The sequence below is a fragment of the Pannonibacter anstelovis genome (assembly GCF_036881715.1).
GTDB lineage: Bacteria > Pseudomonadota > Alphaproteobacteria > Rhizobiales > Stappiaceae > Pannonibacter > Pannonibacter anstelovis.
In genome coordinates, this window is record NZ_JBAKBF010000001.1 from 291,862 (window position 1) to 314,111 (window position 22,250).

The window sequence follows — 22,250 nt, forward strand, 5'->3', positions numbered from 1 at the left end:
TGCCACCGGCAAGAACACGCAAGACAACGGCAGGAGAAGCAGGATACTTTATATATACTCAGGTCTTCCGGAATATTATTTAAAAATCTCAGTAAGAAGATCACATTGTACGGGCACTTATCGTACCGCAAGGCAAAAGGGCCGCCCAGATGGGACGGCCCTTCTCGTTTCTGCGTCAGAACACCGTGCGGCTTACTCTTCGCCGCTCGTGTCCTCGCCGCCGGTGTCCTCACCAGCTTCCGGGCCAGCGCCCTCACCGGCAGCACCTTCAGCGGCGATGCCGTCCACGGCTTCTTCGCTGTCGTCTTCCTCGCTGACGCGTTCCACGGCGACAACCTTTTCGTCCTCGGCGGTGTTGAAGACGATGACGCCCTGGGTGGCGCGGCCGGCGACGCGGATGCCGTCAACCGGGCAGCGGATCAGCTGGCCGCCGTCGGTCACCAGCATGATCTGGTCGCGGTCTTCCACGGGGAAGGAGGCAATCAGCGGGCCGTTGCGCTTGTTCACCGCCATGGCCGTGATGCCCTTGCCGCCGCGTCCGGTCACCCGGTACTCGAAGGACGAGGTGCGCTTGCCGTAGCCGTTTTCGGAGACGGTGAGGATCACCTGTTCCGCCGCGCTCATTTCGGCATAGCGCTCCTGCGGCAGTTCACCGGCTGCGGCTTCCTCGCCTTCCTCGGCCACAGCTTCGCTGCCCGCATCATCGGCCTCACCGCGCATCAGGCGGCGGAGCTTCAGATAGGCGGCACGCTCTTCCGAGGTGGCGTTGAAGTGGCGCAGGATCGTCATGGAGATCAGACGGTCATCGTCCGCCAGGTTGATGCCGCGCACACCGACCGAGTTGCGGCCCGCAAAGACGCGCACATCGGACACGGGGAAGCGGATGCACTGGCCGGCCGCCGTCGTCAGCATCACATCGTCATGCTCGGTGCAGGTGAAGACGCCGACGATGCCGTCGCCCTCTTCCAGCTTCATGGCGATCTTGCCGGAGCGGTTGATCTGGGTGAAGTCGGACAGCTTGTTCCGGCGCACGGTGCCGCGCGTCGTGGCGAACATCACGTCCAGATCACCCCAGGTGTCCTCGTTCTCCGGCAGCGGCATGATCGAGGAGATCTGCTCGCCGGGTTCCAGCGGCAGCATGTTGATCAGTGCCTTGCCACGCGAGGTCGGCCCGCCCAGCGGCAGGCGCCAGACTTTCATCTTGTAGACGATGCCGCGTGAAGAGAAGAACAGCACCGGCGTGTGGGTGTTGGCCACGAACAGGCGGGTGACGAAATCCTCGTCCTTCGTCGCCATGCCCGAGCGGCCCTTGCCGCCACGGCGCTGGGCGCGGTAAGTCGCCAGCGGCACGCGCTTGATGTAGCCGCCATGGCTGACGGTGACCACCATGTCCTCGCGCTGGATGAGGTCTTCATCCTCCAGATCCGCGCCGCCTTCCACCAGCTCCGTCTTGCGGGGCGTGGCGAAGTCGTTGCGGATGGCCAGCAGCTCCTCGCGGATGATCTGCTGCACCCGGGCACGCGAGCGCAGGATTTCCAGATAGTCGGAAATCTCGTCGCCGAGCTTGTTCAGCTCATCGCCGATTTCATCGCGGCCAAGGGCGGTCAGGCGCTGCAGGCGCAGGTCGAGGATGGCGCGGGCCTGTTCCTCGGAAAGCCGGTAGCTGCCGTCTTCGTTGACGGTGTGGCGCGGGTCGTCGATGAGGCGGACCAGCGGCTCCATGTCCTTGGCCGGCCAGTCGCGGCCCATCAGCAGGGCGCGGGCGGTGGCCGGGTCCGGCGCGGTGCGGATGAGGTGGATCACCTCATCAATGTTGGCAACGGCGATGGCAAGGCCCACCAGCACATGGGCGCGGTCACGCGCCTTGGCCAGCAGGAAGCGGGTGCGCCGGCCAATGACTTCCTCGCGGAAGGCGACGAATGCCTTCAGCATGTCCATCAGCGTCATCTGCTCGGGACGGCCGCCGTTCAGCGCCACCATATTGCAGCCGAAGCTCTGCTGCAGCGAGGAGAAGCGGTAGAGCTGGTTGAGGATCACGTCGGCGACGGCATCCTTCTTCAGCTCGATCACCACGCGCATGCCGAGACGGTCGCTCTCGTCGCGGATGTCGGAGATGCCTTCGATGCGCTTTTCGCGCACCAGTTCGGCGATCTTCTCGATCATCGTGGACTTGTTGACCTGATAGGGGATCTCGGTGACGATCAGCGCCTCGCGCCCGGCGCGCAGCTGCTCCACCTCGACCTTGCCGCGCATGACCAGCGAGCCGCGGCCCGTCTCATAGGCCGAGCGGATGCCGGAGCGGCCGAGGATCGTGCCGCCGGTCGGGAAGTCCGGGCCGGGGATAATTTCCATCAGCTCGCCGAGGCTGATCGCCGGGTTTTCCATCACAGCGATGGCGCCATCGATCACTTCGCCGAGGTTGTGCGGCGGAATGTTGGTGGCCATACCGACTGCGATGCCGCCTGCGCCATTGACGAGCAGGTTCGGGAATTTCGCCGGAAGGACGACAGGCTCGGTCTCGGAGCTGTCGTAGTTCTCCTGGAAATTGACGGTATCCTTGTCGATGTCATCCAGAAGTGTGTGGGCAACCTTTTCCAGACGGCACTCGGTATAGCGCATGGCCGCAGCCGGGTCGCCGTCCACCGAGCCGAAGTTGCCCTGCCCGTCGATGAGCGGCAGACGCAGGGAAAAGCTCTGCGCCATACGCACGAGGGCGTCATAGATCGCGCTGTCACCATGCGGGTGATACTTACCCATAACATCACCGACCACGCGGGCCGACTTGCGGTAGGGCTTGTTCCATTCGTAGCCGTTCTCGTGCATCGAATAGAGGATGCGCCGGTGAACAGGCTTGAGCCCGTCCCTCACGTCCGGAAGCGCACGGCTGACAATCACGCTCATGGCGTAATCGAGATAGCTGCGCTTCATCTCATCCGTGATGGAGACGGGGCGAATGTCGGACGGCAGGGATGCGCCCGGCGTACTTGAATCCTGATCGGCCAAGGAGTTACTCGCCTTCTCTCTTTATGCTGTGCCGTTTATAGCCGATTCCGCCCTGCCCTCCAAATCGCCCCGCCCCGGCGGCGCCAGATATTCTCTATGCTCATCAATGACTTACAGGAACAATTCACAGCCCCCGGAAAAGAATGCGGCAGCATGCGGGCAAAACGCCCCGCCACGCTGCTATAAAGAAGCATAAGGTCACCGGAATCCTTGGGGGGAATGGTCTTGATCGAGTTCATCCTGAACGCCTTTGCGACGCTCTTCGTCACCATCGATCCGGTGGGTCTGGCGCCCATGTTCCTGGCGCTCACCGCTGGCGTCTCAGCGGCTGACAGGCGCCGCGTGGCGGTCCGGGCGACGCTGACGGCGGGAGCCATCCTCTTTGTCTTCTTCTTCAGCGGCCAGACGGTGCTGAACCTTCTGGGCATCTCCGTCCCGGCCTTCCGCGTTGCGGGCGGCCTGCTGCTGTTTGCCATCGCCTTTGAAATGGTGTTCGACCACCGCAACAAGCGCAAGTCGGAGACGGCAGAGAAAGCCGTGGTGCACAGCCGGCAGGATTTGCAGGCACTCGCGGTCTTCCCGCTCTCCATCCCGCTCATAGCTGGTCCTGCGGCCATTTCCGCCGTCATCCTGCTGTCGAGCCAGGCGCCTGATACGGCAACCTATGCCGGGGTGGCCGGCGTCATCCTCAGCATCCTTGCCTGCTGCATGGGCGCATTCCTGCTGGCCGACAAGATCGAGCGGCTGATGGGCGATACGGTGCAGATGGTCGTCACCCGGCTGCTGGGCGTGCTTCTGGCCGCGCTCTCCATCCAGTTCGTCGCCGACGGCATCATCGCCTTCACCAGAGGCGCAATGGCGCCATGAGGACGGCGGTTTCCTGAAGGGGTCCGGCCTGATGCAGATCTGTCTCAGGCCGTTTCCGTCATGTCCGGCCATCCTCCCGCAGCACCACGTAGATCGCCGGGATCACCAGCACGGTGAGCAGCGTCGAGGACGCAAGGCCGAAGAGCAGCGAAATCGCCAGCCCCTGGAAGATCGGATCGGTGAGGATCACTGCCGCGCCGATCATCGCCGCCACAGCCGTCAGCAGGATCGGCTTGAAGCGGATGGAGCCTGCCTCCAGCAGCACATCGCGCAGGGAGCGTTCCGGCCTGCGGGCATGGCGGATGAAATCCACCAGCAGGATCGAGTTGCGCACGATGATGCCAGCCAGCGCGATGAATCCAATCATCGAGGTGGCGGAAAACGGCGCCCCGAAGATCCAGTGCCCGAGCAGAATGCCGATGAGCGTCAGCGGCACCGGCGTCAGGATCACCAGCGGCACGGTGAAGGAGCGGAACTGCCCCACCACCAGCACGTAGATGCCGAGCAGCGCCACGGCAAAGGCCGCGCCCATGTCGCGGAAGGTGATGAAGGTCACCTCCCACTCCCCGTCCCACAGAAGCACGGTTTCGTCATCACTGACGGGCTGGCCGTGATAGCTGATGCGTGGCCTTGGCAGGTCATTCCAGCTTGCGGCATCGATGCCTTCCGCCACCGCCAGCATGCCGTAGATGGGTGCCTCAAAATCCCCGGCGAGTTCGGCCGTCACCAGTTCGGCCGGGCGGCCATTGTGGCGGTAGATGAGGTGGGACGCCGGTTCACGGGTCAGGCGCACCACATCGCCCAGTTCGACAACGCCACGGCTGCCCGGCATGGCATTGGCGGCCACAGGCGTCGAGAGAAGCCGCTGTCCGAGGCTCCGGTCTGCCTTCGGCAGCGCCAGAACGATGGCGAGCGGCGCCCGCCCCGCGCCCCGGTGCGAATAGCCCGCAGGCGTGACGCCGAGAAGCGTGCTGATGGACTGGTAGACGTCTGCCTCCGAGACGCCGTGGAACTCCAGATTCTCGCTGTCGATCTCAATGCGGATGCGCCCGGCAGGAAGCCCCTGGCTGAGATCGATATCAACGATATAGGGAACTGCCCTGAAGATATCCGCCACCCTTTGCGCCACAGCCCGGCGTATGTCGGGGTCCGGCCCATAGATTTCCGCCTGCAGCGTCGCCATAACCGGCGGTCCGGGCGGCACTTCCACCACCTTCACCGAGGAGCCGCTTGGCAAATCAAGCTCCGCCAGCCGCTCACGGATTTCCAGCGCAATGGCGTGGCTCTCGCGGGACCTCTCACCCTTCGGCAGGAGGTTGACCTGCAGATCGCCCAGTTCCGGCCCGCTGCGCAGGAAGTAATGCCGCACGAGACCGTTGAAGTTGAAGGGAGCTGCCGTGCCCGCATGGGCCTGAACGGACAGGATCTCCGGCACGCCTTCCAGCAGGCGCACAGCCTCGCCCAGCTGGCGGGCGGTCATTTCCAGCGCCGTGCCCTCCGGCATGTCCAGCACCACCTGCACCTCGGACTTGTTGTCGAAGGGCAGCAGCTTCACCGTCACATGCCGGGTGTAGATCAGCACCATGCTGGCAAGCGTTGCAAAGCCGACCAGCAGCAGAAAGGCAAGCGCCCGGCTCCGTGTCTTCAGCAATGGCCGCGCGGCAGCACGGAACAGCCGCCCCAGCTTGCCCCCGTCTGCTGCCTCGTGGTGGCCTTCGCCCGCCTTGCGCCCGGCGATCTTCAGCATCGCCCAAGGCGTCAGTACGACAGCAACGAAGAAGGAGAACAGCATCGCCGCCGAGGCCACGGCCGGGATCGGGCTCATGTAGGGGCCCATCATGCCGGAGACGAACATCATCGGCAGCAGCGCGGCCACCACCGTCAGCGTGGCGATGATCGTCGGATTGCCAACCTCCGCCACGGCGGCAATCGCTGCGCTGGCCCGGCTGCGGCCATCATTCATGGCCCAGTGGCGGGCAATGTTTTCGATCACCACGATGGCATCATCCACCAGAATGCCGATGGCAAAGATCAGCGCAAACAGGCTCACCCGGTTGATGGTGTAGCCCATCATCTGGGCGGCAAAGAGCGTCAGCAGGATCGTCACGGGAATGACGATGGCCACCACTAGCCCGGCTTGCCAGCCGATTGCCACCACCACCAGAATGACGATGGACACCGTCGCCAGCGCCAGATGGAACAGCAGCTCATTGGCCTTTTCATTGGCCGTCTCGCCATAATCGCGGGTGATGTGGACGGAAACGCCTTCCGGGATCAGCGAGCCCTGAAGGCTCTCCAGATGATCGCGGACCTCTTCGGCGATCAGCACCGCATTGGCCCCTGCCCGCTTGGCAACCGCAATGGAGACGGCCGGCACCGGCGTCAGGCCGCCGGAAGACGTGTCACGGCCATAATGCCAGACCTGACGGTCTTCCGTTCCTGCGCCGACCGTGATGGTGGCCACGTCCTTGACATAGACCGGGCGGCCATCACGGCTGGTGATCAAGAGGTTGCCGATGGCAGGAATGGTACCGAGCGTCTGCCCCGCGACAGCCTGCAGCGCCTCACCCTCCTGCCGCACGGTTCCGGCGAGGAACGAGCGGTTGGCGCTGGTGATCTTGCCCAAAAGCTGGTCGAGCGTCACATTGAGCCGCGACAGCCGTTCCGGGTCCGGCTCCACGCGGATCTCGTCCGGGCCAGTGCCCACCAGATAGGTCAATCCCACATCATCCAGCCGCGCCAGTGACGTGCGCACTTCCTGCGCGAGTCCGTAGAGCGCCGACGGGCTCCAGTTCTCTGCCGAGGCCGCATCCGGGGCGAGCGTTGCCACCACGATGGCCACATCATCCACCCCGCGCCCGACGACGAGCGGCTCGGGAATGCCGGAAGGAATGCGATCCATGTTGGCGCGGATTTTCTCATGCACCCGCAGGATGGCACTGTCGGAGGGCGTCCCGACCAGAAAACGGACTGTCACCATGACCCGGTCGTCCTGGGTCTGGCTGTAGACATGCTCCACGCCATTGATGGCCTTGACGATGGTTTCCAGCGGCTCGGTGACGAGCTTGACCGCATCGGGGGCCTTGAGGCCATCGGCGCTGACCAGAATGTCCACCATTGGCACGGAAATCTGCGGCTCTTCCTCGCGCGGCAGGGTGGCCAGCGAGATGAGCCCGACAATCAGCGAGGCAAAGAGCAGCAGCGGCGTCAGCGGCGATGCGATGAAAGCGGCAGTCAGGTGGCCCGACAGGCCCAGGCCCGTCTGCGGCGGCATGCCGTTGGGTGTCTTCGTCATGGCAGAACCACCACATCACCGGCGGCAAGACCGCTCAGGACTTCCACCTGCGGGCCATCCTGCGTTTCGAACACCTGTCCGCGCTGAACGGTGATGGCCGCAGCGCTGCCGTCCTTGCGGCGCAACTGCACATAATCGAGCCCGTAACGGGTCGTCAGCGCCGCCTCAGGCACGGCCAGAACACGCCGGGTGCCCGTGGCGATCTCGACCGGTATCCGTTCGCCGACGAAAAAGTCACCCATGTCCGGCGCAGAGGCATCGGCAATCACCCGCCCGCCGCGCAGCTCCGGATAGACCAGCGTGATCTCGCCGCTGCGCCGGGCAGCGCCCTCCTCTTGCGGCAGGTGCAGGGTGTCTCCGGCCTTCATCAGACCCGCATGGCGCTCGGGCAGCTCCAGCCGCAGGATAAAGCCTTCACGCGCGATTTCGGCGATGGTTTCGCCCGGCATCACCAGCGCCCCAAGCGCAACGGGTACGGACAGAACGCGGCCGCTGGCCGCAGCCAGTATCTCGCCCTCCCGCTCTTGCTGATCCAGCACGTCACGCTCGGCTTCGGCGGCCCTCAGACTGTTGCGCGCCACCTCCAGCTGGGTTTCCAGCTGATCGACACGGGCCTGCGAGATGGTGCCGCGCGCCAGCAGCTGCCGCGCCCGGCCCGCCTCCGTCTCCAGATTGGCCGCTTCGGACTGCGCCGCCGCAATCTGGGCGCTGAGCGCCTGACGGCGCAATGCCAGCTTCTCATCGACGATGCGGCCAATCCTTTGCCCCGCCTGCAGAGCGTCGCCCTCTTTCACAGCCAGCTCCGTCACCGTGCCTTGCGTGCGGGCCCGCACCGGCACCCGGACAGATGGCTCTACAGTCGCATAAACCGCCTTCCAGTCGGTCACCTCCAGCGGCTGGACCGCAAGATCAGCCGCGCCGGCCCCGGCGGGCAGAAGCAAGGCAGCAACGACAGCGGCCGTGCAGATCAGGTGTTGAGGATCACAAAGGCGGCGCGAACGCGCGGGCGGAAAGGCGCAAGTCGGTACGGGCATCGGGATTCCCATATTTTCATTATTTTGAAAATATAAGGCTAAGCCTCAGTCCTGCCAATGTGTAATTCCCGGTATGCCCGTGCCCGCCTAAACGCAGATTGGCGGCATATTTGGCCCGGCCTCAGTGTTCGAACAGCACGAAGGCATAGGTCAGTTCCGGATCGACGCCCTCGATCCGCCCGGCCCAGGCATCGCGTTTGGTTTCGATGAAGGCCTTGGAATAGGTCATGCCGTCGCCCAGCAGGTGTTCATGAAAGCGGATCATGAAACGGGAGGTCGCCTGGTCCGGCACGTTATCAATGGTCAGCAGCGACCGGCGGGCACCGGCGATGGACAGCGCCATCGGCAGACCGCGCACCGTGGCCGTGACCCCAGGGTCTCCCAGCGCGGTTTCACAGGCAGCGATGACGACAAGCCCGGCACCGCTCAGGTCCCAGTCCAGCACCTCGCGGGCATGGACAATATTGTCGGACGGATTATCGCCCTCCCAGCTGTCCTTGAGATCTGCGAGCACGAAACCCGTATTGGTCAGCCGCTCGGCGCCGCCATCGACTTCCCGGTAGAAACCGTGGGTGGCAAGATGGATGATGGAAGAGCTTTCCGCCCCCGCCCGGACTCCGGCCTCAGTCGCCATCTTGCCGGTGAGAAGGCTGGGCTTGAAGCCGGCCGCACCGGCAAGCTCCGCAATCTCGTTCACTTCGCTGGCAGTTCCGGGCAAGGGCAGCACGCTGGCATCCGGCCCATAGTCCAGCCCGCCAGCCAACAGAATCCCCGCCCCCGGTTCCGGCCTGCTGTGGCTGTCCCGGTAGGCATAGGCCGCGCGGCTGGTGATGAGATGCACGTCCACCAGCTCGCCCAGACGCTTGCCATCCCCGGTCCTCAATTCGGCAAGCGCCCACTGATAGAGCGAGTCGTCCGGGATGATATACAGCGCCCCAGCACCTTCGGCGGCCGAAGCCAGAACCTTGGCAAGGCGCGTCTCGATCGCCTTCATGACGAAGCCTGCCGGCGCCTCGCCATCCTTCATGCGGATGGTGCCGATCTGGTCCACCTGCGGCGGCTGGCCGGGGCGTGAGATCACAGCACGGATCTCGTAAGTATCCGGATAGCCCCGGCGTTCCACCGGCCATCTGCGGGTGACCGCAAGATCCACGATCACATCCCCCGCCTCCGGTTCCGCAACCGCTTCGGGAACCGTCACAGGTCCAAGGAACCAGGGCGTCACCTCGGGCATGCCACGCGCCGCACGGGCCTCGTTGAGTGCGTTGCGGGCCTCCTCCATTTCCTGCCGCTGAGGATCGAGCTCATCCGTATAGAGCGTGCCCGTCACCAGCTCGCGGAAGCGGCCGAACTTGCGGAAATAGCTGAGGATCAGTTCCCGGTAAGCCTGGTCATCCGTGGTCTCGGCTTCCCGGCGCAGATCAAGCTCGGTCTGGCGCGTCAGGGTCTTCCAGCTGTCCAGCGCGGCGGCGAAGTGGCGGGCGGCATCCGCGTTATCCCGCGCAAAATCCGCGAAGGCCGCCAGCATGTCGTCGGCCAGAATGCGCGCCGAGCGCGCGGCGCTCAGGCTTCCGGCCGCCGTGACATTCGCCCGCGTCCAGCCGGACATCGCCGCATCCAGCTGCCGGAAGCCCTCTGCGGCCTCTTCCGGCTTCAACCGGCTCAGCAGCCGCAGGCGCGCAAGCTCCGCGTCGAAACTCAAGGGATGAGCGTCCGTGAACCGCTCATAGGCCACATCCCGGGCGCTCTCGCGGTAGGTCAGCGCCAGATCGTCATACCCCCGCCGCTCTGCCTCCGAGGCATAGAGATCAAGATAGGCCAGCCGCTGCTCGGTTCCGGCAGTACGCCCTTCAAGCCCGGCAGTATCGCGCAGCGCCGCATCCTCAATCGCCTTCACACCGCTGCGGTAGGCCACGTAATCGCGCCAGGCAGCGATCATCTGGATATAGCGCGGCGCGTAGTCCATATCTGTGGCGATGGCCTCAAGCGGCTTCAGCGTCCGCTCCGCATCCTCCCAGCGTTCCAGATCCAGCTGGTCATGGGCCATGTTCAAGGCCGATGCCAGCGTCACGGGCGCCGCATTGCCGAACTTGTCATGGCGCTTCAGATAGACGTCAAAGTCGATGATCAGCGCATCGGACGGCAGTTTCAGCGAGCGCAGCACGGCTGCATGATTGTTCCTGACACGCCAGTAATCCGGATCGTCCCCCCCGAACAGGCGCCACATCTGCGGCACCATATAGCTGTAGGCCGCCTCTGCCCCCGCCAGCTGTCCGGCGGCATGCATGGTCTGGGCAAGGCCGTCATAGGCATTGTAGCCCTCCTTGCTCTCCGGCCCGAAAATGCTGAAGAGCTCGTTCATCGCAGGCAGATGCAGCCGCAGCGCCTCGTCATACTTGCCGATGTCCCGCAGGAAAACCGCATAGTTGAACATCATGAAGGCCCGGCCTGGGCTGGTCGTCGTGCGGAACAGCGGCGAGGTCATGCCGCGCTCATAAATCTCCGCACCCTGTTCGGCGTCTGCATGGCTGCGGAAGGCGTCTCCGGCCTCCGGAACCGTGTTGAAGAAATGGCTCTCATCGCCGGATGCCTCCAGCGTGTCCAGCGCCGCCATTATTGCTGCGAAGGCCTCATCGTCCCGGTCGGCGGAAAGCAGGGAATAGGCCTTGTTGACGATGGCCCGGCGGTAGCGGTTCGATGCCTGGCCCTCTTCGGCCTCCGCCGTCCGGACCATCTGCCGCAGAAGCGCATCCTGCTGATCCTTCTTGCCGGCATTGCCTGCGGCCACGGAAAAATCGAACAGGAATGAATCGAGACGCGGCCCCTCCAGCCGCTCCAACAAGGGCGCCGCCACAACAGCAATAGCCTTGTATGCCTCCGGCCAACCTCCTGCGGCTGCCGTCTTGTCTGCAAGTTCGGTAACGAGCGCGGCAGCGCGTTCGGGGTCCTTTTCGGCAAGTTCCTCAGTCAGGGCCTTTCGCAGGTCATCCCGCTCTTTCGCAGCCGGACCAATATAGCGGCTCATATCCCCGGGCAGCGAAAGATCGTCCTGCGCCTGCGCGAGGGCCGGGTGGGCCGCAGCGAAACAGCCAAGGCTTACAGCAAGCGCCAGAGCCGCGCTGCCGTTCCTCAGGCTTCTGATCAACTGCCTTGCCGCTTTCCCGCCGGAGGACCGATTGTTTAAGGCGGATGAGGACTGCGGCATGCGTGACTTCTCCCGGACTCGCCCGCGACGGTTTGACCGAAGCTTTTGACGAGGACTAGCGCCCCCGTCAAAATTCGCAAGCCCGGAGATAGTTCCACCGGATCTTTACAACCGCGCCTCACCCAAGCGCGGCGATCTTCTGACGGAACTGCGCCGTGCCCTGCTCAATCCGGTCGAGGATCACATCCAGCGCCCAGAACTTGTCAAAGATGTCATAGGTGATGGTGCGGCAGTGGTCATGCCGGAAGGTGCCGAGGCGCTGATGGTAGACCTTGGCAAGCTTCGGATAGCCCATGGGCTCGCACATCGCGGCAAGGGCAAGGAACACCGCCAGCTCTTCAGCCAGCTCCGGATGGGACGTGCCGTGATCCTCCAGCCAGCGGTAAAGATCCGGATGCACGTTGTTCATGACACCGCAGAAGCCCTTGGAGCCGGCCTGCATCGCCGGATAGGCAATGGCCGCATTGGCGTTGCTGATGGCAAGCGGCGAACCCTTGGTCAGCGCCACGCGGCGCTTGACCACGTCCAGATTGCACGAGACATCCTTCAGCATCAGGAAGCGGCCTGTGTCTGCGCAGAACTTGATCTCGTCATCCGTCAGCAGGCGGCGGTACGGCGCGGGGCATTCATAGAGGCCGAGCGGCACGTCCTTCGGCAGGGCGGCCAGCAGATCCTCAAGACGGGCGCGGAACACATCCGTGCCCTCATCCTTCTGCGCCAGACGGTTGGTCACGAGCACCAGCCCGTCAACGCCCGTGGCGGCAATGGCGGTCATTTCCGCCTTCTGGTCTTCGGCGCTGTCCGAGATATGGCCCGAGGCCACGACCGGCACGCGGCCCTTCACCTTGTCCATTGTGAAGCGGGCAAGATCCACCCGCTCCTGAAGGCTCAGGAACTGCATTTCGGAAGACTGGCAGACGGCAAAGAGCGCCTCGCTGCCATGGGCCAGATACCACTCGATCAGGGCCTCGTAGCCCTCCCAGTCGATCCGGTTGTCCGGGGTAAACGGGGTCAGGACGACAGGCACAATTCCGCCAATAGGAGCGAACACGTCAGGTTCCTTTCAGCATTAAGAACAGGTGAGGTCAGCCGGCGTAGCCGAACATGCGGGGCAGCCAGAGGACCAGATCAGGGAAGAGAATGAGCGCCAGCAGCGCCGCCAGAAGCGCCCCGAGGAAAGGCCAGATCTCGCGGATCATGTCCCTGAGAGCGATGCCCGTGACGGCGTTGATGACGAAGAGCACGATGCCATAGGGCGGCGTGATGAGACCGATCATGCAGTTGACGATGGCGACGACACCAAAATGCACCAGATCGATGCCCAGCTCCCGGCATGCGGGCAAAAACAGCGGAATGATGACGAGGATCAGCGTCGAGGCATCCAACAGACAGCCGAGCAGCAGCAGCAGGACGTTGATCATCAGCAGGAACATCAGCGGCGAAATGTCGAGCGATCCGGCGAAGGCCTGCATATGCGCCGGGATATTCTCCGAGGCGACGATGTAGTTGAAGATCAGCGCGCCGCCGATGACCACACCAACAGAAGCTGACTGGCTGGCGCTGACGCGCATGATGTCCCAGAAGGCGCGGAACGACAGCGCACGGTAGAAGACAACCGACAGGAACAGAGCATAAAGCGCTGCCAGCGCCGCAGCTTCCGTCGGCGTGGTCATGCCGCCATAGATGCCCACCAGCAGAATGACCGGCATCATCAGCGCCGGGAAGGCGTTGAGCGTCAGGCGCGGAATATCGCGGGCCGGAACCGGCTCTTCCAGCTTGAAGTTCCGGATGCGGGCGATGCGCGCATTCATCACCATGAGCACAAGGCCCATGATCAGGCCCGGCACGACGCCGCCCAGGAACAGGTAGCCGATCGACTGGTCCGACACGAGTGCATAGAGCACCATCGGGATCGACGGGGGAATGATCGGACCGATGGTCGAGGAGGCTGCGGTAATGGCAGCGGCATAGCCAGCCGTATAGCGGCCGCCCTCGCGCATCATGTTGATGATCAGCTTGCCGATACCGGCCGCATCGGCCACCGCCGAGCCGGACATGCCGGCAAAGATGAGGCTTGCCACCACATTCACATGGCCCAGCCCGCCCCGGAAGCGGCCGACAATGGCTACGACAAAGCCCAGAAGCCGCTCGGACACGGTTCCCGCATTCATTATATTGGCTGCAACGATGAACAGCGGCACGGCGAGAATGACGTAGCTGTCATAGATGCCCTGAATGAGCTGCTCGGCAGGCAAAGCCAGATCCTGTCCGCGCATCGCCACATAGACGATCGAGGAAACGATCATGGACAGGGCAATGGGAGCCCCGAGGGCAGCCAGTGCAAGCAGCACGCCCAGGCAGACGATGAATGCAAGGGTCACAGCCGCCCTCCCCCATTGGCCAGGATTTCGGCCGAGTTGTCCGTATCGTCTTCGCCGGGGGCCTGCCCGCGCACGATCCTGGCGGCCCGCCAGATATAGCGGCCGATGATGGCAGCGGCGAACAGCGCGTAAATGCCGAAGACGTAGTCAAGGCGCCATTTCAGGATGGCGCTCTTCTTGATCTTGTAGAAGGTGATGTAGTCCCAGGTTGCAGGCAAAGCCGCAGCGAAACCGGCAATGATCACCAGCGCGGCCACAAGGGCCATCATGCGGCGCGTGCGGCGGCCTGCCGCCTGATAGAACAGGTCAAAACGGACATGGGAAGTTTCCGGGAGGCAGAAAGCCGCCCCCCAGAGCACCACCCAAAGCCATAGGGTCATGCTGAATTCCACCGTCCAGCCAATCTCGAGCCCCGGATAGAACCGGAGAAAGACATAGCGGGCGAGCACCTGAAAGATGAAAGTGGCGAACATGGCAGCGAGAAGCCCCGCCGCCACATGGTCCGCCCCGGCCTGCAAACGGCGGGCGATATCACGCATGACCTGGATCTCCGGAACTCAGAGAGCGTTGATCTTGTCGACCATGCCTTCCGGCCAGGACTTGGAGAAATCCGACTCCAGATACTGCTTCTGCACATGGGTGCGGAACGCTTCGACATCCGGCGTGTAGACCTTCAGGCCCTTGTCCTTGAAGAACTGCTCCAGCTCGGACTCAAGAGCCAGCTGCTTCTGGCGGCCGCTTTCGGCGGCATCGTCGGCAGCCTTCTGCACGGCGGCCTGCTGTTCCGGGGTCAGGCTGTCCCAGACCTTTTTGGAGAAGGCGATATAGTTGAGGTCTACCAGATGCGAGGTCAGCACGATCTGCTTGGTGACTTCATAGAACTTCACGTCGCGGTTGGTCGGCAGCGGATTGTCCTGACCGTCGATCGCACCCGTCTGCAGACCGGTATAGACCTCGGTGAAGGCCATCGGAACTGGGCTTGCACCCAGCGCCTTGCCGAGGAACTGCCATGCATCAGAGCCCGGCATGCGCAGCTTGACGCCGGCCAGATCCGCCGGGGTCTTCACTTCCTTGTCCGTACGCAGGTTCAACTGGCGGCGGCCGAGATACATGACGGAGAGCAGCTTGACACCGAGCTCATCCTCAACCTTCTGCTTCAGCGGCTGCATGAAATCGGCAGCAAACACCTTCTTCTGGTGCTCGGCGTCCTTGTGCAGGTAGCCGGCCGTGAAAATCGAGAATTCCGGGAAGATTGCTGCCAGCTCCTGAGCAGAGGTGATGGCCATTTCTAGGTTGCCACGGGCGATGGCTTCCAGCTCGGTGCCCTGTTTGAACAGCGAGGCATTATAATGCGGCTGATACTCGGCAAATTCTGCGATTGCCGGTGCGAAGACCGTGGAGAGAGCAACAGTGCGGCTGTCGGTCTCGGTCGCAGGCGTCGACATGCGCAGGGTGACCTTGTCAGCAGCGAATGCCGGAATCGTGCACAGCACGGCTGCGCCCGCAGAAACGGCGGCGACGGTGCTCAGAAACTTGCGGCGTGTCAGGCTCAGATCCATCATATCCTCCCAGTTCGGTCTTGTTCGGGCCCCGGTCCTGCTCCTCCAGGCCAGGTGGCCGCCCCATTTCCCAGACCAGCGTGAAATTCACACCACTGGAAAACGGCGTGACAGTGTCGTAACATGTCAGAATGCTGTTAGCAATCTGGGTCAAGCAGGAATGAACACGCAAATGATATCCCGGAAAAAGGAGCCAGTGTCTGAGGGAGAAGGCGCCGGAGCAAAGCCCGTCTCCTTGCGTCAGGCCGCCTATGAAGGGATCGAGGAGCTGCTGAACTCAGGCCGCCTGCGGCCCGGCCAGCTTATCAGCCAGCGTGAACTCATGGACATGACCGGCGCAACGCTGGGCGCCGTGCGTGAGGCCATCCCGCGCTTCGAGGCGGAGGGTCTGCTGGTGACCGTTCCCAAACGCGGCCTGATGGTGCCGGGACTCGACATTCATTTCGTCCGCGATGCCTATCAGATGCGCCGCCTGCTGGAAGTGGCCGCCCTGCCGGAGATTGCCGAAAGGCTGGAGCCTGCGCGCCTGAAAAGCTGGATTGCCCGCCACCAGGACGGCCAGGCGCAGCTGCTGCACGCAGATCCGTCAGGCCATGACGCAGCCGCCCACACCATCCAGCATCTCGACTGGGAGATGCATGAAGGGCTGATCGCAGCGCTGGGCAATGCGGTTATGAGCAATGTCTACCGGGTCAATGCCATCAAGGTGCGGATGGCGGTGCAATCGCAGATCAAGGTGACGCCGGCGAATGCGGTGCGCGTCATCCGCGAGCACCTGGCGTTTCTGGAGCCAATGGCAGAAGGCCGCTACGCAGATGCGCAGCAGGCGCTGGCGCATCACATCACCAATTCCATGCGCATCGCGCTGGGCGAGCCGATCACTGGCGGCCCTTAACGCTCTTCTTAAACCAATGTCAGGCGCTGGCCTGCTCCAGCGTGCGCATGGCAAATTCACCGCGCAATTCGCCGTATACGGCCGCCTGCACCTGAATATGGGAGCGCATCAGCCGTTCTGCCGCAGCCGTGTCCCCGGCCTCCAGAGCGTTGAGGATATCCCTGTGCTCCTGCATGGAGGCGCGCAGCCGGTCTGCGGCAGAAAGCTGTGCCTGGCGGAAAGGCCTGAGGCGGCGCTGCATGGCGCGCGTTTCTTCCGCCAGAAAACTGTTGCCGGACGCATCATAAATGAGGCCGTGAAAGACGGCGTTCTCGTCATAGTACTTGCGGAAATCGCCGGTGGCGAAGGCCCGCTCGCATCCATCCGCCGCACGGCGCAGCAGCATCAGCTGCGCGGCCGTAATACGGGCTGCAGCAAGACGGGCGCACCAGGCCTCAAGCTCGGCCATCACCTCGAACATCTCAACCAGCCGCACGAAGTCGGGTTGGCGGACGAAGGCCCCGCGGTTGTGGATAAGCTCAACGAGACCGGAGGCAGCCAGCAGCCGCAAGGCCTCGCGCAGCGGCGTGCGCGACACACCAAACTCACGGGCCAGTGACACCTCGTCGAGCCGCTCGCCCTGACTGAAACGCCCCTCGGCAATAAGGCCCTCAAGCTGCTCAAAAATATGTTCTGCGGTTGGCAGTTTGACAGTGCCCAAAGCCGTTCTCCTTCTCCCGCAAACCTCTATGGCGGGAAGCTGGATCTCCCGCAAGGTCAGAACAGCGTAGCATCCGATTGCATGTAGTATGTCATTTTTTGTGTACAAAACTTAAAAATCGCGTACGCTGACAATGTAACAAGCTCGAAACGGGCAAGAGGGGAAGATTGATGAAGCTTTTGACGACTGCCGTGGCAGCGATCCTGCCTGCATGCCTGCTTTCCACCTCAGCACTTGCCGGAAAAGCAGATGATACACTCAACATTGCCTTCACCAAGGAAGTTGAGCATATCGATCCCTATTTCAACACAGCCCGAGAAGGTCTTCTTCTGGCCACTGCAATCTGGGATGAACTTGTCTACCGCGACCAGAAAACCGGCGAATACAAGGGCGTCCTTGCCACCAGCTGGAACTGGATTGACGACAAGACCCTGGAGATGAAGCTGCGCGAGGGCGTCAAGTTCCACAACGGCGAGGCATTCGATGCCGACGACGTCGTCTACACCCTGAATTACACCGTCGATCCGAAGAACGGCATCAAGGCCACCGCCAAGACCAGCTGGATCGATCACGCTGAAAAGGTGGACCCGTACACGGTCCGCATTCACACCAAGGGCCCCTTCCCGGCCGCCCTCGAATATCTCGCCAACGGCGTGATCATCCACCCCAACGAATATTATGCCGCCGTCGGTCCGGACGGTGTTGCGACCAAGCCGGTCGGCACCGGCCCCTACATGGTCGAGAGCCTTGATCCGGGCAAGCACTATGTGCTGAAGCGGTTTGACGGATACGTCGAAACGGCAAAGCCGAAAGCCTCCATCGGCACCGTGGACATCCGCACCGTTCCGGACACCAACACGCAGATGGCCGAGCTGTTCAGCGGCTCCGTCGATCTCGTCTGGGGTGTGCCCGCAGACCAGGCGGAAAAGATGGCGACGCTGGAGCAGTTTCAGATCGTCAACGCCCCGACCATGCGCATCGGCTATCTGACGATGGATGCCGCCGGCCGCTCTTCTCCCGGCACGCCGATGAAGGACGTGCGGGTACGGCAGGCGATCTATCATGCCATCAACCGCCAGGGCATTGTCGATGCGCTGCTGAAGGGATCCTCGCAGGTGGTGGACAGCGCCTGTTCGCCCGTCCAGTTCGGATGTGATCAGGACCTGCCGACCTACACCTATGATCCGGAAAAGGCCAAGACCCTTCTTGCCGAGGCCGGTTACCCGAACGGCTTCGAGATGGAGCTCTACGCCTACCGCGACCGTCCGCTCGCCGAAGCCATGATCGGCATGCTGGCTGGCGTGGGCATCAGGGCAAACCTCAACTACCTGCAGTATTCGGCCCTGCGCGAAAAGCGTCTCAAGGGCGAGGTTGCGATCTCCTTCCAGACCTGGGGCTCGAACTCCATCGCCGATGTGTCGGCCATCGCCAGCCAGTTCTTCAAGATGCAGGGCGAGGATGATGCCCGTGACGCGGACCTGCAGGCCATCCTCGACAAGGGCGACTTCTCTGTCGACGACGCCGCGCGCAAGGCGGCCTACAAGGAAGCCCTGACCTACATCGTCGACAAGGCCTACTGGGTGCCGCTGTGGACCTATTCGTCCAACTACGTGATGGGCCAGGATGTGTCCTTCACCCCCACCCCGGACGAGCTGGTGCGGTTCAACGAGATCAGCTGGAAGTAAGCTCCTGATCCGCCGGAGCCGGGCCCGCCCGGCTCCGGGCTGTCCGTGCCTTCACCACACCGGCGAAGCTGCGCCCAGACAAGACCGGAGGCGGCCAGCCCGTCTCCCTTCCTTTTCATGCAGGCGGCAACATGCTCAAGTTCATTCTCTCAAAGCTCGGACTGGCGGCCCTAGTGGCGCTGACAGTATCCTTCTTCAGCTTCATGCTGCTTTTCATGGCAGGCGATCCGGCCATCGCCATCGCCGGTCATGAAGCCCCGCCGGAAGCCATCGCCGCCATCCGTGCCCAGTACGGCTTCGACAAGCCCTTGCTGACCCAATATGCGCAATGGCTGATGCGGGCGCTCTCCGGGGATTTCGGCATGAGCTACTATTTCAAGGTGCCGGTGGCAGATCTCATTGCTGACCGGCTGCCCGTCACCTTCATCGTCGGCAGCCTGGGCATGAGCTTTGCGCTCATCGTTGCCATTCCGATGGGCGTCATCGCCGCCGCCTTTCCGAACACGATCATCGACCGCATCGCCCTGGCTATCGCCGTCGTCGGCCAGGCAATCCCGAGCTTCTGGTTCGCGCTGATCCTGATTGTCATCTTTGCTGTCAATCTCGGGGTCGTTCCGGCATCCGGCACGCGCGTGTGGACCGGCTATATCCTGCCCATGGTCGTGCTTGGTTACTATGCCACGCCCGCCATCATGCGCCTGACCCGTGCAGGCATGCTGGAAGTTCTATCGGCGGACTACATCCGCACCGCGCGGGCAAAGGGGCTCAACTGGCGCATCATCATGTTCAAGCATGCGCTCCGCAACGCCATCATCCCGGTCGTCAGCCTGGCTGCCGTGCAGCTGGGTTTCATGTTCGGCGGCTCCGTGATCGTGGAGACGATCTTCGCCCTGCACGGCGCCGGTTTTCTCGCCTGGGAGTCCATCTCCCGCAATGACCTGCCGACCCTGCAGGCTCTCATTCTGATCTTTGCAATGCTCTACATCATCTTCACCTTCCTGGCCGATGTGCTGAACGCCTGGCTGGACCCGCGGCTGAGGAGCGCCTGACATGAGCACACCTTCCAACACAGCCGCTCCGGCGGCTGCACCCCGCGTTGCGCTTTCGCCCTCACGCCAGCTCCTGCGCAAGGCCTTCCGCCACAAGGGCTTTCTCATCGGCTTCGTCATCGTCGCCTTCACGGCCGCCGTGGCGCTGCTGGCCCCGGTCCTTGCCCCGCATGATCCCTATCATCAGGACCTCCTGATGCGCCTGAAGCCGCCCGTCTTCATGGGCGGCACCTGGGAGCACATCCTGGGCACCGACCAGCTCGGCCGTGACTATCTCTCCCGCCTCATCTATGGCGCGAGGATCTCTCTGCTGATCGGCTTTGTGGCCGCGTTCATTTCTGCTGTCATCGGCACCACGCTGGGCGTGCTCGCAGGCTATTTCGGCGGGCGCGTGGATGCCGTGGTGATGTTCATACTGTCCGTGCGCCTCGCCCTGCCGGCCACACTGGTGGCGCTGGCCGTGGTCGCCATCTTTGGCGGCTCGCTGCAGGTCGTCGTCACCGTGCTCGGCCTGCTGCTGTGGGACCGCTTTGCCGTGGTCATGCGCGCCGCCACCATGCAGGTGCGTCAGATGGACTACATCTCCGCTGCAGAAGTGCTGGGTGCCAGCCTGCCGCGCATCCTGTGGAAGGACGTGCTGCCCAACGTGATGAATGCGCTGATCGTCGTCATCACGCTGGAAATGGCCCACGCCATCATTCTGGAAGCCGCCCTGTCCTTCCTCGGTCTTGGCGTGCAGCCGCCGCTGCCGTCCTGGGGCCTGATGATCTCCGAGGGTAAGTCGATGATCCTGTTCGAGAGCTGGCTGATCACCATCCCGGGCGCCGCCCTCTTCGCGCTCGTCCTCGGTATCAACGTGCTGGGCGATGGCATCCGCGACATCACCGCGCCGGAAGGGAGAAACTGATGACAACTGCCGGCAACACCGTTCTGTCCATCAAGGGCCTGACCATCGACCTGCCGGAAGGCGGCGACCGGCCCCATGCCGTGGAAAACCTCTCCGTCGAAATCCGCGAGAACGAGATCCTCTGCATCGTCGGAGAGTCTGGCTCGGGCAAGTCGATCACGTCCTTTGCCGCGATGGGTTTGCTGCCCAAGGCGCTGAAGCCATCGGCGGGCGAGATCTGGTTCGAGGGCAAGGACCTGCTGAAACTATCTGCGCGCGAGCACATGGCGCTGCGTGGGAACCGCATGGGCATGATCTTCCAGGAGCCGATGAGCGCTCTGAACCCCTGCTATACGGTGGGAGAGCAGATCGAGGAAGTCTTCCGCGCCCATACCACCATGCCCCCCTCCGAGCAGAAGGCCCGCACGATTGCATTGCTGACGGAAGTGCGCCTGCCCGACCCGGAGCGGATCTACCATGCCTATCCGCACCAGCTGTCCGGCGGCCAGCGCCAGCGCATCGTCATTGCCATGGCACTGGCCATGGAACCGCGCCTGCTGATCGCCGACGAGCCGACGACGGCACTGGACGTAACCACACAGGCGCAGATACTGAGCATGTTCAAGCAGCTCAAGGAAACCCACAAGGCCGGCATCCTGTTCGTCACCCACGACTTCGATGTGGTGGCGGAGCTCGCCGACCGCGTGGTGGTGATGCAGAAGGGCATTGTCGTCGAGCAAGGCTCGGCAGATGAGGTGCTGAACCGGCCGAAGCATCCCTATACCCGCATGCTCATCGACGCCGTGCCGCGCAAGCACAGCGGCAAGGGCGGACCGGAAACCGGCAAGCCTGTGGCTCTCAAGGTCGCAGGCATCGAAAAAACCTTCCGCAGCCCGCGCAGCCTGTTCAAACCCGCAAGAACGGTCCAGGCCGTGCGCCCCATCGACTTCGAAGTGCTGCAGGGGCAAACCCTCGGCATCGTTGGCGAGTCCGGATCGGGCAAGACCACACTGGTGCGCTGCCTCATGGGACTGGAAGAGCCGGATGAAGGCTCCGTTTTCATCGGCAATGAACGGCTGGACATCACGACGGCCGCCGGCCGCCGCGCTTTCCGCCGCCACATCCAGATCGTCTTCCAGGATCCTTACGGCTCACTGAACCCGCGCCGGAAGGTCGGCGACCTGCTGCTCGAAGGTCCGGCCAACTTCGGCGTGCCGCGTGCGCAGGCGATGGAAAAGGCGAAGGAGCTGCTCAGGATCGTCCGGCTGGAGCAGGATGCGCTCGACCGGTACCCCTCGCAATTCTCCGGCGGCCAGCGCCAGCGCATCTCCATCGCCCGCGCCCTGATGGTCGATCCGAAGATCCTGATCGCCGACGAGGCCGTCTCGGCACTTGATGTATCGGTTCAGAAGGATGTGCTGAGGCTATTGGCAGACATCAAGAAAAAGGTCGGCCTGACGATCCTCTTCATCACCCACGACCTGCGGGTGGCGGCCGAAATCTCCGACCATATCCTCGTGATGCAGAAAGGCGTCGCGGTGGAATATGGCACGGTGGACGAGGTTTTCGGCAACCCGCAGAACGAGTATACCCGCCAGCTTCTCTCCGCCATGCCCGGCCGCGGCTGGGAAGTGCCGGACATCGCCGCCCTTGGCCCCGCCATCACGGCGCCGCAACCCATCCCAGCATGA

General features: G+C 63.2%; 15 protein-coding genes. 6 read left to right on the forward strand and 9 right to left on the reverse strand.

The window, feature by feature from the left end; genetic code table 11:
• Window positions 1-192 precede the first annotated feature (192 nt).
• Window positions 193-2,928 carry a DNA gyrase subunit A gene (gene gyrA, locus V6L75_RS01360; protein WP_425498658.1) on the reverse strand — a complete coding sequence of 912 codons (2,736 nt, stop codon included), beginning with the start codon at window positions 2,926-2,928 and terminating at the stop codon, window positions 193-195.
• 294 nt (window positions 2,929-3,222) lie between these two features.
• On the opposite strand from gyrA, the gene V6L75_RS01365 reads away from it, so the two are divergent.
• Window positions 3,223-3,870, forward strand: a complete 648-nt coding sequence (locus V6L75_RS01365; RefSeq protein WP_334249737.1) for a MarC family protein — start codon at window positions 3,223-3,225, stop codon at window positions 3,868-3,870.
• Between the two features lie 58 nt (window positions 3,871-3,928).
• Here the strand turns inward: V6L75_RS01365 and V6L75_RS01370 are convergent, their stop codons facing one another.
• The 7 genes from V6L75_RS01370 to V6L75_RS01400 all read right to left on the reverse strand — a co-directional run bounded on the left by V6L75_RS01370 (window position 3,929) and on the right by V6L75_RS01400 (window position 15,344).
• On the reverse strand, window positions 3,929-7,165 hold the full coding sequence (locus V6L75_RS01370; RefSeq protein WP_334249738.1) for an efflux RND transporter permease subunit: 3,237 nt from the start codon (window positions 7,163-7,165) through the stop codon (window positions 3,929-3,931).
• Window positions 7,162-8,199, reverse strand: coding sequence for an efflux RND transporter periplasmic adaptor subunit (locus V6L75_RS01375; RefSeq protein ID WP_334249739.1), 1,038 nt, complete (start codon window positions 8,197-8,199; stop codon window positions 7,162-7,164). The genes V6L75_RS01370 and V6L75_RS01375 overlap by 4 nt, the downstream gene beginning before the upstream one ends.
• A 121-nt stretch (window positions 8,200-8,320) precedes the next feature.
• The gene (locus tag V6L75_RS01380; RefSeq protein ID WP_334249740.1) at window positions 8,321-11,344 is read right to left on the reverse strand and encodes a CHAT domain-containing protein; all 3,024 of its coding nucleotides are present in this window, start codon (window positions 11,342-11,344) and stop codon (window positions 8,321-8,323) included.
• Between the two features lie 178 nt (window positions 11,345-11,522).
• Window positions 11,523-12,455 carry a dihydrodipicolinate synthase family protein gene (locus tag V6L75_RS01385; protein WP_334249741.1) on the reverse strand — a complete coding sequence of 311 codons (933 nt, stop codon included), beginning with the start codon at window positions 12,453-12,455 and terminating at the stop codon, window positions 11,523-11,525.
• Between the two features lie 34 nt (window positions 12,456-12,489).
• The gene (locus V6L75_RS01390) at window positions 12,490-13,785 is read right to left on the reverse strand and encodes a TRAP transporter large permease (protein ID WP_334249742.1); all 1,296 of its coding nucleotides are present in this window, start codon (window positions 13,783-13,785) and stop codon (window positions 12,490-12,492) included.
• Window positions 13,782-14,324: a TRAP transporter small permease gene (locus V6L75_RS01395; protein WP_334249743.1), complete on the reverse strand. Its 543-nt coding sequence runs from the start codon at window positions 14,322-14,324 to the stop codon at window positions 13,782-13,784. The genes V6L75_RS01390 and V6L75_RS01395 overlap by 4 nt, the downstream gene beginning before the upstream one ends.
• A gap of 18 nt (window positions 14,325-14,342) precedes the next feature.
• On the reverse strand, window positions 14,343-15,344 hold the full coding sequence (locus tag V6L75_RS01400) for a sialic acid TRAP transporter substrate-binding protein SiaP (protein ID WP_334249744.1): 1,002 nt from the start codon (window positions 15,342-15,344) through the stop codon (window positions 14,343-14,345).
• A gap of 196 nt (window positions 15,345-15,540) precedes the next feature.
• Here V6L75_RS01400 and V6L75_RS01405 point away from each other — a divergent pair, with 196 nt between their 5' ends.
• A complete protein-coding gene (locus V6L75_RS01405) occupies window positions 15,541-16,239 on the forward strand; it encodes a GntR family transcriptional regulator (RefSeq protein ID WP_334249745.1) in 699 nt (232 codons plus the stop codon).
• Between the two features lie 19 nt (window positions 16,240-16,258).
• Here V6L75_RS01405 and V6L75_RS01410 read toward each other — a convergent pair whose 3' ends face one another.
• Complete coding sequence (locus tag V6L75_RS01410) at window positions 16,259-16,939, reverse strand: GntR family transcriptional regulator (RefSeq protein ID WP_334249746.1); 681 nt, start codon at window positions 16,937-16,939, stop codon at window positions 16,259-16,261.
• Window positions 16,940-17,109: 170 nt separating this feature from the next.
• Between V6L75_RS01410 and V6L75_RS01415 the strand changes: the two genes are divergently transcribed.
• The 4 genes from V6L75_RS01415 (at window position 17,110) to V6L75_RS01430 (ending at window position 22,250) form a co-directional block, all read left to right on the forward strand.
• Window positions 17,110-18,624, forward strand: a complete 1,515-nt coding sequence (locus tag V6L75_RS01415) for an ABC transporter substrate-binding protein (RefSeq protein ID WP_334249747.1) — start codon at window positions 17,110-17,112, stop codon at window positions 18,622-18,624.
• 131 nt (window positions 18,625-18,755) lie between these two features.
• Window positions 18,756-19,673, forward strand: coding sequence for an ABC transporter permease (locus V6L75_RS01420; protein WP_334249748.1), 918 nt, complete (start codon window positions 18,756-18,758; stop codon window positions 19,671-19,673).
• Window position 19,674: 1 nt separating this feature from the next.
• Entirely contained in the window at window positions 19,675-20,580 is a 906-nt protein-coding gene (locus V6L75_RS01425) for an ABC transporter permease (RefSeq protein ID WP_334249749.1), read from the forward strand.
• Window positions 20,580-22,250, forward strand: coding sequence for an ABC transporter ATP-binding protein (locus V6L75_RS01430; protein WP_334249750.1), 1,671 nt, complete (start codon window positions 20,580-20,582; stop codon window positions 22,248-22,250). The genes V6L75_RS01425 and V6L75_RS01430 overlap by 1 nt, the downstream gene beginning before the upstream one ends.

Excerpts from the sequence above, each read along its gene's own strand:
- gyrA (WP_425498658.1), bottom strand. The coding sequence starts at position 2,928 with ATGAAGCGCAGCTATCTCGATTACGCCATGAGCGTGATTGTCAGCCGT.
- V6L75_RS01365 (WP_334249737.1), top strand. The coding sequence starts at position 3,223 with ATGGTCTTGATCGAGTTCATCCTGAACGCCTTTGCGACGCTCTTCGTC.
- V6L75_RS01370 (WP_334249738.1), bottom strand. The coding sequence starts at position 7,165 with ATGACGAAGACACCCAACGGCATGCCGCCGCAGACGGGCCTGGGCCTG.
- V6L75_RS01375 (WP_334249739.1), bottom strand. The coding sequence starts at position 8,199 with ATGCCCGTACCGACTTGCGCCTTTCCGCCCGCGCGTTCGCGCCGCCTT.
- V6L75_RS01395 (WP_334249743.1), bottom strand. The coding sequence starts at position 14,324 with ATGCGTGATATCGCCCGCCGTTTGCAGGCCGGGGCGGACCATGTGGCG.
- V6L75_RS01400 (WP_334249744.1), bottom strand. The coding sequence starts at position 15,344 with ATGGATCTGAGCCTGACACGCCGCAAGTTTCTGAGCACCGTCGCCGCC.
- V6L75_RS01415 (WP_334249747.1), top strand. The coding sequence starts at position 17,110 with ATGAAGCTTTTGACGACTGCCGTGGCAGCGATCCTGCCTGCATGCCTG.
- V6L75_RS01420 (WP_334249748.1), top strand. The coding sequence starts at position 18,756 with ATGCTCAAGTTCATTCTCTCAAAGCTCGGACTGGCGGCCCTAGTGGCG.
- V6L75_RS01425 (WP_334249749.1), top strand. The coding sequence starts at position 19,675 with ATGAGCACACCTTCCAACACAGCCGCTCCGGCGGCTGCACCCCGCGTT.
- V6L75_RS01430 (WP_334249750.1), top strand. The coding sequence starts at position 20,580 with ATGACAACTGCCGGCAACACCGTTCTGTCCATCAAGGGCCTGACCATC.